We start from the raw sequence: 10,190 nt of genomic DNA on the forward strand, positions 1-10,190 counted from the left end.
TAACGGTTGTTCGGAGTGCGCAATTGCGCTTTGACTATGGATTCAGTTTAGCTAGGGCAACTTGTATATACAAGCATTATCTTAGCGTTTTGGCCTAGGGTTTTTGCGGATGGGCTAAGGCTTTAAGGAATAAAAAAGGCACGCGTCATATGCGTGCCTTTGCTAAAGGTTTATGTGTCTCAGGGCCTAAGCGCAAACTAAGCGCAAACGTGCTGCTGCGTCGAAAGCAATGCCGCGACCGGACCCGGCAAAGGCACCAAAGGCGGCGGAGCTTCATCCGAAATCATGCGAAACGCAAAGGCCATATCATTGGCAAGCGGCCTGTCATCGCGATAAATCGGCAATACGTTTCGCACGCGCGCACGCAATGCCTCGGTATAAGGCGCGCGCGCTAAATCGGCGGACTGTAATTCGTAAGCCTGCGTCGCGGCGAGTAATTCGATGCCGAGAATGCGCGCGGAGTTATCGATAATTTCAAGTGCCTTGAGCGCGGCGGGCGTCGCGTGACAGAGGTGATCTTCCTGAAGCCCGGAGGTCACGCCGCCATCGAGACTCGCAGGCGCTGCTATGCGCCGATTCTGCGCAACCAGCGAAGCCGCCGTGTACTGCGCGATCATGAAACCCGAACGCGTGCCGCCGACTTCGGCAAGGAACGGCGGCAAGCCGCTGACCAGCGGATTCACCAGCCTATCCAATCTTCGCTCGGCAAGCGCCGCAACTTGCGCGACGGTGACCGCAATGCCATCCATCGCCAATGCAATCGATGCACCCACCGCATGCGCCTGCGAAAACACGCGCGGCATGTCGGGCGTCCCGGCGACGATAGGGTTATCGGTAATCGAAGCGAGTTCACGATCAACCACTTCGCCCGTGGTTACGAACGCATCGCGCGCTGCGCCGTGGACGTGTGGAATGGTGCGCAAACTGAGCGGATCCTGCGTACGCCGCCCGACCGACGCGTTCAGAATACCGCTATTTTCAAGGGCTGCACGAAGCCGCATGCCAACCTGCATCAAGCCAGGCGATTGGCGAAAAGCAAGCGATTGCGCATCGAATGCATCAAGTTGGCCGCCGAGATTTTCGAAGCTCATCGCAGCGACGGCGTCGGCCCAATCGAGCAGACGTTGACCACGTGCAAGCGCGAGCGCGGCCAGACCCGTTACACAAGGCGTGCCGTTGACGAGGCTCAAACCCTCCTTCGCTTCGAGCGTCATGGGTTCGAGACCGAGACGTTGCAACGCTTCTGCACCGGTCAGCCTTTCATCACGCGTGCGTACATGTCCCGCGCCGATGCACACCAGCGCAATATGCGCCATATGACTTAGGTAACCCACCGACCCGAACGCCGGTACTTCCGGCAGATAATCCGCATTCAGTAATCCAAGCAGCCTCTGAACGACTTCCAGCCGCACGCCCGAATGTCCGTGCGCGAAGTTGTTGATCGCCGCAGTGATGATCGCGCGCGTTTCTTCGCGCCCGAGCGGCGCGCCGACGCCCACCGCGTGGCTCATCAAAATGTTGTGCGATAAGTCACGCTGCTCAACGGGCGATACCACCACATCGCACAACGCGCCGACGCCGGTATTCACGCCATACGCGCGGATACCACGCGTGACGATCTCATTCACCAGCACGCGCGCCTCGGCGATGCGCGCTTCGGCTTCTGCGGACAATTCGAGCGTCGCGCCGTTGGCGACGGCTGCCACTTCACGCCATTGAAGCGGACGGGCGGAGCGAATCACGTTCATGACGATCCTTCAATGCGTACTGCGGTCCTGGTGGCTCGAGACGAACTGTCGGAATCGCTCCGACTTCTGTTCGACAAATACTTCGGATGGCGAACCGTCGCATTCCACGCGGCCTTCGTGCAGAAACATCACACGATTCGAAACATGCCGCGCGAAGCCCATTTCGTGCGTGACAACCAGCATGGTGCGGCCATCGTCCGCGAGTGAGCGCATCACGCGCAGCACTTCACCGACGAGTTCAGGATCGAGCGCGGAAGTGGGTTCATCGAACAGCATAACTTTCGGGTCCATTGCAAGCGCGCGGGCAATGGCCACGCGCTGCTGCTGACCACCCGACAAATGCGCCGGATAATGGCCGCGTTTATCTGCAAGGCCGACTTTGGCCAGCAGCGCTTCGGCCTGTTCGATCGCTTCGGCGCGGCTGCGTTTCAAGACGCGGATCGGTCCTTCGATCACGTTCTGAAGCACCGTCATATGCGACCACAAATTGAAGTTCTGAAACACCATGCCGAATTGCGAACGCACGCGGTCCACTTGTTTGCGATCCGCAGGCTGGAGGCGTCCATCGCCGCGACGCTTCATTTTCAGTTCTTCTCCAGCAAGCGACACCACGCCATCGTCCGGCATTTCGAGTAGATTCAGGCAGCGCAGAAACGTGCTTTTGCCCGATCCGCTCGCGCCGAGAATGGAGATCACATCGCCTTGATGCGCATCGAGCGAAATGCCCTTCAATACCTGATGATCGCCGAACGACTTCTTGATATCCCTGACCGACAGGGCGACAGGCGCAATCTGATTCATGCCTTGTTCTCCGATTCGAAATGCTGAAGTATCACGACGCAGCGCGCGTCTGAACCGTGGCCGACGAGGTTTGTATCGACGGAACCGGCGGCGGACGAAGATGGCCCGAGAGCCTGCGCTCGACGAAACCAAGCGCCCGCACGATCACAAAATTCAGCACCAGATAGATGATCGCCGCACACGTAAAGACTTCAGTTGTCCGATACGTTTGATGGATGATCTCCTGCGCCACGCCCGTGACTTCCCACACGGTGACGAGACTCGCAAGCGCCGTCGATTTGACGAGCAATACGGCTTCGGTCGAATATGCCGGCAAACACAAGCGCAACGCAATCGGACCGATCACGCGGCGCAGCAGCGAAAAGCCCGACAAGCCGATCGCATAGCCCGCTTCGATCTGACCATGTGGCACAGCCAGCAAACCGCCGCGAATGATTTCAGCCGTATAGCCCGCCGTGCACAGCGCGAGCGACAGTACCGCGCATACGTACGGCTCGCGCAATACGGGCCACAAAAAGCTATGACGGATCACGCCGAACTGACCAAGCCCGTAATAGACGAGGAACATCTGAATCAACAGCGGCGAACCGCGGAACACGAAGATATAAAAGCGCGCAAAGTTGCGGGGCAACCAATGCGGCATCACGCGCATGGTGACGATTACGAGCGAGAGCAAACCGCCAAGCACCAGCGACGCAGCGAACAGCCCAAGCGTGACCGGCACGGCGGCAAGCAGCTTGCGCATGGTGTCGAACATAAAAGCGAAATCGACGGGCATGGAAACAGTCTCCTGACAGCGTCAGTTGCGCGCGAAATTGCGTCGGAACGAGCGGGCGACAGCGGCTTCCGCGCGGCCGAGGATGCGCCCGGAAATGCTCGTCATGACCAGATACAACAAGCCACCCGCGATAAAGAACGAGAAATACTGATGCGTCGATCCGGCCGCGACCTGACTCGTACGCATAAGTTCGGCCAGACCCGTCACGGAAATTAGTGCGGAATCCTTCAGACTCATTTGCCAGACGTTACCGAGTCCCGGCAAAGCAAAGCGCACGACCTGCGGAATCAGGACGCGACGCGCCATCATCATGACCGGCATGCCGATGGCGCGCGCCGCTTCAAGCTCGCCACGCGATACCGCCAGCACCGCCGCGCGATACACCTCCGCCTGATACGAGCCAGAGATCATGCCGACCGCCACCGCGCCGATCAGAAACGGCGGCACGCTGACAAAGCCGTCTGCCCCGAACCAATGTCCGATGGTCGAGACGAAGCTCGATCCGCCGAAGTAGAACAGGTAGATCACCAGCAATTCGGGCACGCCGCGAAACACGGTCGTATAGCAGTCGCCGATTACGCGCAGCACGCGAAAGCGCGAGAGCTTGGCGGCAGCGACCAGCCCGCCGAAGATCGCGCCCGTGAACAGCGCTGCGAGCGTTAGCACCACAGTCAGGCCAGCGCCGAGCAACAGCGCACTGCCCCAACCGTCAGGACCAAAGCCGAACATCTGAAATAGCGTCATGTTTCGCTCCTGTGCCGCTCAAACCGCAATTACGGTGCGACGTTGGTCTTGAACCATTTTTCCGAAAGGTTCTTCACCGTGCCGTCTGCAATCGCCGAGGCGAGCGCGGCATCGAACTTGGCCTTCAGATCGGCGTCCTGCTTGCGGAAAGCGAGTCCCTCGCCCGGACCCCAGATCGATCCGCCAATACGCGGCCCCGCGACCATAATCGACTTATCCGTGGAACCCGAGAGGAAATAAGTCAGGTCATCGAACGATGCGTCGATGCGGCCATTCGCCAGATCGAGGTCGCGTTCCTGCGCCGTCTTGTAGTTGCGAATGGTCGCAACGTCTTTGAAGTTATCCTGAATGAATTTGGTGTAGACCGTTCCCGACTGAATGCCGATGGTCTTGCCCTTGAGCTGCTTGCGCAAGCCATCGACCACGCTTTGATCGGTCTTTGCATCACCCGTCAGCTTGATAATGGGCGCATTCGCAGCGGCTTTAGGCAACACGGCATCGTCCGATACGGCGAAGGTCGCGGGCGTCGATGCATAAGGCCGCGAAAACGCGATGATCTTCTCGCGCTCGGGCGTAATGGAGATCACGTCCATCAGCACGTCGAATTTGCCCGCTTGCAGGCCGGGAATCATGCCATCCCAATCCTGCGCGACGAGATTGCACTTGAGTTGCGCACGCGTGCACAGACTCGACACCAACTCCGGCTCGAAACCGCCGAGCTTGCCGCCCGGTAACGTCTGATTCCACGGTGCATACGCGCCTTCCGTGGCGATGGTGACGGATTGCCAGTCTTTCGCCTGCGCATTGGTGGAGACGGCGGCAAGCGCGCCGACCAACACGGAAAATGCGCCGCAGCGCAGCTTAGCCATTGTGTTCATCTACCTGTCCTTGGGTCGGGTTTGACTGCGTGCGATGATCTTGCGTCGATCTTGTATAGACAGGTCTGCACGACACGAAATATTGATGCAAGGCCCGATTCGTTGACTAAGGGAATTCACCTATCTCGCTTAGTGGACGCCTGTTTACAGGCTTATTACGCGTATGCCGAATTACTTAGGTAAATTCGCTAAGCGGCTTTAGCGTGCTTTAGGCGACTTAATGTCTAGCCAACTTAGCAATTAATCAATCATTTGCCTCGCTGATACACCGCGTTCTTTTCGGCCTATTTGACGCATTTAATCGGCGCTTCGACACTGCCCGTCATGTGAAGCCTTTCTGAAAGGCCATCGCCCACTTCCTCACATTGCGAGCACACATGGCAACTCTCCCTTCCCGGTCCGCGACTCCTTCGGCCGATTCAGCCGATGCGACCTCGGATCGCGCACTCAGACGCATCGTGGTCGCGTCCGTCGCCGGCAATGCGATGGAGTGGTACGACTTTTTCGTCTACGGCACCGCCGCCGCGCTCGTGTTCGGCCAGTTGTTCTTCCACGCCAACGCCGATCCGCTGATCGGCACGCTAGGCGCATTCGCCGCCTTTGCAATGGGCTTCGTTGCACGGCCGCTGGGTGGCATCGTGTTCGGGCATATCGGCGATCGCTACGGACGGCGTGCATCGCTCGTATGGACGCTGCTGATCATGGGCTTTGCGACGTTTGGCATCGGCTTGTTGCCGACTTACGATCACGTCGGGTTGTGGGCGCCTGCCGCGCTGGTCGGATTGCGCTTGCTGCAAGGCATTGCATCGGGCGGTGAATGGGGCGGCGGTGTATTGATGATCAGCGAGAGCGCGCCGCCTGAAAAGCGCGGCTATTACGCGGCGTGGAGTCAGTTAGGCGTCGGCGGTGGCTTCGTTTTATCGTCGGCGGCGTTTCTTGCAGTGCAGGCCTTGCCGCACGATCAATTCATTTCATGGGGATGGCGCTTGCCGTTCCTCGCCAGCATTCTGATCTTTGCGTTGGGCGTGTATATCCGCCATAACCTGCCCGAGAGCCGTGACTTCGAAAATGCGGATAAAGCGGGCAAAACATCGCATATGCCGGTGGTCGAAGTCATCAAGCGTCACCCTAAAGAAATCCTGATGGCGATGGGTCTGCGCGTAGCAGAAAACGGCGGTGCGTATATCTTTCTCGCGTTCTCGCTGGTCTACGGCAAGTACGCCGGCATCCCCAATTCGACGATGCTCATCGGCGTGATGATTGCGATGCTTGTCGAGATGATAGCCATGCTCCTGTGGGGAAAACTGTCGGATCGTATCGGCAGGAAGCCGGTTTATATGATCGGCGCGGTATCGCTCGTCGTGATGGCGTTCCCGTTCTTCTGGCTGCTCGATACGCACTCCACGCCACTTATTTGGCTTGCGCTGGTGCTCGGCACAGCGGTATGTCATGGCGCGATGATCGGCACGCTGCCATCTCTGGTCGGTGAATTTTTCAGCACCGAAGTGCGCTATTCGGGGGTGGCATTAGGGCACGAAGTGGCATCAATCTTTGCGGGCGGTTTGTCGCCGTTGATCGCTACGGCTTTGTTGTCGCGGTATCACGCTTACTGGCCAGTCGCGTCGTTCCTGATCGCGCTCGGACTCGTCACGGTCGTGACACTGAAGTTCACGCACGAAACACGTCAGCAGTAAAAACCCCTTATTTCAAGGCACTTCGCGCGTCAAGCAATCGCGCGAAGGCTTTCGCACATCTATTGAACTCGGAGACAAGCATGAACTCGTCGACCCGGCGTTATACCTACGAGTGGTATGTCGTCGCTATCTGCATGCTGGCGTATGTGTTTTCCTTTATCGACCGGCAAGTGCTCGCATTGATGATCGAGCCGATCAAGCGCGATCTCCATCTTTCCGATACACAATTCAGCCTGCTGCACGGCTTCGCGTTTTCGCTCTTCTACGCGGTGATGGGCATGCCGATCGCCTATCTTGCGGATCGCTTTGCGCGGCCTCGCATCATCGCGAGCGGCATTGCGTTGTGGAGCGTAGCGACCACTGCGTGTGGCATGAGTCAGAGCTTCGTGCATATGTTCATCTCACGGATGAGCGTCGGCGTGGGTGAAGCGGCGCTTTCACCCGGCACGTATTCGATGCTTGCGGATTTATTTCCTAAAGCGAAGCTCGGGCGCGCGGTCGGCGTTTATTCGCTTGGCTCATTCATTGGCGGTGGCATCGCGTTTCTAGTGGGCGGCTATGTGATTGCGCTGCTTAAGCATGCGAGCACGTTCACGCTGCCCTTTATCGGCGATGTGCGGGCGTGGCAGATTACGTTCTTTATAGTGGGACTTCCGGGCTTGCTGATCGCGTTGCTGTTCAAGCTGACGGTGCGGGATCCTAAGCGTCAGGGCCTCGCACAAGACGATGCAGGCCGCGTCCAACGCGTTTCTATGACAGATTCGCTGCGCTTTATCGCATCGCATGGAAAGACGTTTTTCTGCCATTACCTCGGCTTTTCTTTCTATGCGATGACGCTTTACTGCCTGATGAGCTGGAGCCCTGCGTTCTATATGCGGCACTTCGGCTTCACGCCTGTGGAAGCCGGTTATACGCTTGGCACGGTCATGCTTGTCGCCAATACTGCCGGCGTATTCTGCGGCGGCTGGCTCTCCGACTGGCTCCTCCGACGCGGCCACAGCGATGCCCCTATGCGCGCCGCCGCCATCGGCGCAGCCTGCATGTTCGTGCCCGCGATTGCGTTCGCGCAGACCGCGAGTTTGAACGCATCGCTTGCGTGGCTGGTGGTCGCGATGTTCTTCGCATCGTTTCCGCTCGCGACATCGGCCGCTGCGATGCAAACGCTCGCACCCAATCAGATGCGCGCGCAAATCTCCGCGACGTTTCTGCTGGTATCGAATCTCATTGGCCTTGGTTTGGGTACGACCGTCGTAGCGTTGATCACCGACAAGGTGTTCGGTTCGCCGCTCGCTGTCGGCCATTCGATGACCATCATCAATGCAATCGCTACTGCCTTGGCCGTTGTGTTGCTTTGCTTAGGCTGCAAGCAATTCCGCGCAAGCCTCGAACGTGAAGCGCTTAAGGCGCGCATCACGGAACCCGCCGAAATTACCTTAGCGCCTAAGCAAGAAATAAATGCCATCGATGCGCCTAAGCCTTTTTAATCTATTTCTCTTATTCGACGCACGGCGCTAACCTCGACGCATCGTCCCCACGAACACACTGGAAGATCATCATGCAAGCTCACATCCTGAAAGTCCGGGTCGACGCCTTGCGCGAGGAAGCGCACGGCGTACGCTCATTCAGCATCTCGCGTCTCGACGGTCTGCCCTTCGAGCGTTACGAAGCCGGCGCGCATATCGACGTGACGAGTCCGTCGGGCATCGTGCGTCAATACTCGCTGTGCGGCGATCCGGAATGCCTTGAATCGCAGATATTCGCGGTTAAGAAAGAAGACGCGTCGCGCGGCGGCTCGCGTTCCTTGCATGAAGAGGTGATGGTCGGTACGGAGTTGTCGGTGGGTGCGCCGCGCAATCTCTTCAAGCTCGAAGAAGATGCCAGCGAACATATTCTGATCGGCGCGGGCATCGGCATTACGCCTTTATTGTCGATGGCATATCAACTCGTCAAACGGCAAGCGCGCTTTACGCTGCATTATTTCGCGCGCAGCGAAGCGCATGCGGCCTTTATGAATCTGCTGACGCGCGCGCCGTTCGATCAGCACATCAAAGTACATTTCGGCGTTCAACGCGAACACCTCGAAGATGCACTCGATACCTGCCTGCGTGAAGCCAACGCAAATGCACATGTCTACACTTGCGGCCCCGCGCCCTTCATGGACGCCGTCGTCGAATCCGCACAAAAGCGCTTGCCCGCCGATGCAATTCATCTCGAACGCTTCAAAGCCGAACCCGCGCCATCGAACGATACGCAACTCGATACCTTCGACGTGCAACTTGCCAGCAGCGGCCAGACCGTGCGCGTCGATACGAAGACGTCCATTGTAGAAGCGCTCGCGTCGATCGGTATCGAAGTGGATACGTCGTGTGGCGAAGGCGTGTGCGGCACCTGCATGATCGATGTCGTCAGCGGCGAGCCGGAGCATCGCGATCATTGTCTGAGCAAGGCGGAACGCGCGAGCAATAGCGTGATTTGCTGTTGTGTATCGCGTTCGAAATCGCCCGTTCTTGTGCTCGATCTTTAACCCTCACATCTTCGTGAAGCCCACGAGGATGTCGGTCATCAACCCGCGCATCCACGCAATACCTTCGTCTTCGTGGAAGTGCTCGTGCCAGTGCATGGTGACGGCCGCGCGCGGTAATGGTACGGGCAGCGCATAGATACGAAACGCATCGCCACGATTGAGGATATGCGCGAGCCTTTCCGGCAGTGTGGCGAATAAGTCCGATGCCGCCAGCACGCCAGGCACCGCAACGAAATGCGGCAATGCAAGCGCAATATTGCGTCCCACACCTTGCGCGCGCAAGGCATCGTCGAGAGCATGATGACTGTGTTCCAGCGAGCGCACCTGTACATGCGATGCCGCGAGAAACGGCTCCAGCTTGAGCGTGTTGCCTGCCGGCAGATCGCGGCGCTTGCGCGTCATGCACACATACGACTCCTCGAATAACAGCGCGTGTCGCGTGCGCGGCAACAACGAAGGCAGATTGCCAATCGCGAAATCCAGCCTGCTCGAACGCAACGCCTCTTCGATATCCTCGACCGGCATCGGCTCGATCACCAGCTTCACGCGCGGCGCGGCGTCCTGCAAAGCCGCGCAAATCGCAGGCAAATAGGCCATTTCGCCAGCATCGGAAAGCGAAAGGCGAAAGGTGCGCGTGCTCGTGGATGGATCGAAACGCTCGGCATAGCGCAGCGCTTGCCGCACGGTATCGAGCGCACGTCCGACGATCTCGGCAAGCTCCAACGCAACCGGCGTCGGCTGCATGCCCGAACGCGTGCGGATAAACAACGTGTCGTCGAACAAGGTGCGAAGACGGCCAAGCGAATAACTCACGGCGGGTTGCGAAAGCGCCAGACGTTCGCCCGCTTTCGTCAGGCTGCGCTCTTCCACAATGGCCTGAAACACGCGCAAGAGATTCAGATCGATGTGATCGATGGAGGTCATGGGGACTCGCGAGATATAGGCCGCATTTATTCCACGACCTGTTTTTAATCGATTTGACGCATGATCTTCGCAAAGCGAGACTGATGTCAACGAGAGGAT

The 10,190-nt window shown here is 58.2% G+C and carries 9 protein-coding genes; 3 read left to right on the forward strand and 6 right to left on the reverse strand.

What is annotated here, in order from left to right:
- Nucleotides 1-197: 197 nt before the first annotated feature.
- From hutH to P7F28_RS33120, 5 genes are read right to left on the reverse strand one after another with little or no spacing between them, the layout of a single operon-like run.
- Entirely contained in the window at nt 198-1,748 is a 1,551-nt protein-coding gene (gene hutH, locus P7F28_RS33100) for a histidine ammonia-lyase (protein ID WP_277189547.1), read from the reverse strand.
- Nucleotides 1,749-1,757: 9 nt separating this feature from the next.
- On the reverse strand, nt 1,758-2,549 hold the full coding sequence (locus P7F28_RS33105) for an ABC transporter ATP-binding protein (protein ID WP_277189548.1): 792 nt from the start codon (nt 2,547-2,549) through the stop codon (nt 1,758-1,760).
- Nucleotides 2,550-2,580: 31 nt separating this feature from the next.
- Complete coding sequence (locus P7F28_RS33110) at nt 2,581-3,327, reverse strand: ABC transporter permease (RefSeq protein ID WP_277189549.1); 747 nt, start codon at nt 3,325-3,327, stop codon at nt 2,581-2,583.
- Between the two features lie 21 nt (nt 3,328-3,348).
- Nucleotides 3,349-4,071, reverse strand: a complete 723-nt coding sequence (locus tag P7F28_RS33115; protein ID WP_277189551.1) for an ABC transporter permease — start codon at nt 4,069-4,071, stop codon at nt 3,349-3,351.
- Between the two features lie 29 nt (nt 4,072-4,100).
- Nucleotides 4,101-4,949, reverse strand: a complete 849-nt coding sequence (locus P7F28_RS33120) for a transporter substrate-binding domain-containing protein (protein WP_277189553.1) — start codon at nt 4,947-4,949, stop codon at nt 4,101-4,103.
- A 377-nt stretch (nt 4,950-5,326) separates the two neighbouring features.
- On the opposite strand from P7F28_RS33120, the gene P7F28_RS33125 reads away from it, so the two are divergent.
- The 3 genes from P7F28_RS33125 (at nt 5,327) to P7F28_RS33135 (ending at nt 9,167) form a co-directional block, all read left to right on the forward strand.
- A complete protein-coding gene (locus P7F28_RS33125) occupies nt 5,327-6,643 on the forward strand; it encodes an MFS transporter (RefSeq protein WP_277189555.1) in 1,317 nt (438 codons plus the stop codon).
- Between the two features lie 80 nt (nt 6,644-6,723).
- Nucleotides 6,724-8,127 carry a spinster family MFS transporter gene (locus P7F28_RS33130; RefSeq protein WP_370467456.1) on the forward strand — a complete coding sequence of 468 codons (1,404 nt, stop codon included), beginning with the start codon at nt 6,724-6,726 and terminating at the stop codon, nt 8,125-8,127.
- Nucleotides 8,128-8,198: 71 nt separating this feature from the next.
- A complete protein-coding gene (locus tag P7F28_RS33135) occupies nt 8,199-9,167 on the forward strand; it encodes a PDR/VanB family oxidoreductase (RefSeq protein ID WP_277189558.1) in 969 nt (322 codons plus the stop codon).
- Nucleotides 9,168-9,170: 3 nt separating this feature from the next.
- Here P7F28_RS33135 and P7F28_RS33140 read toward each other — a convergent pair whose 3' ends face one another.
- Complete coding sequence (locus tag P7F28_RS33140; RefSeq protein WP_277189560.1) at nt 9,171-10,091, reverse strand: LysR family transcriptional regulator; 921 nt, start codon at nt 10,089-10,091, stop codon at nt 9,171-9,173.
- Between the last annotated feature and the right edge of the window lie 99 nt (nt 10,092-10,190).

This window comes from Caballeronia sp. BR00000012568055, from assembly GCF_029439455.1.
Lineage (GTDB): Bacteria > Pseudomonadota > Gammaproteobacteria > Burkholderiales > Burkholderiaceae > Caballeronia.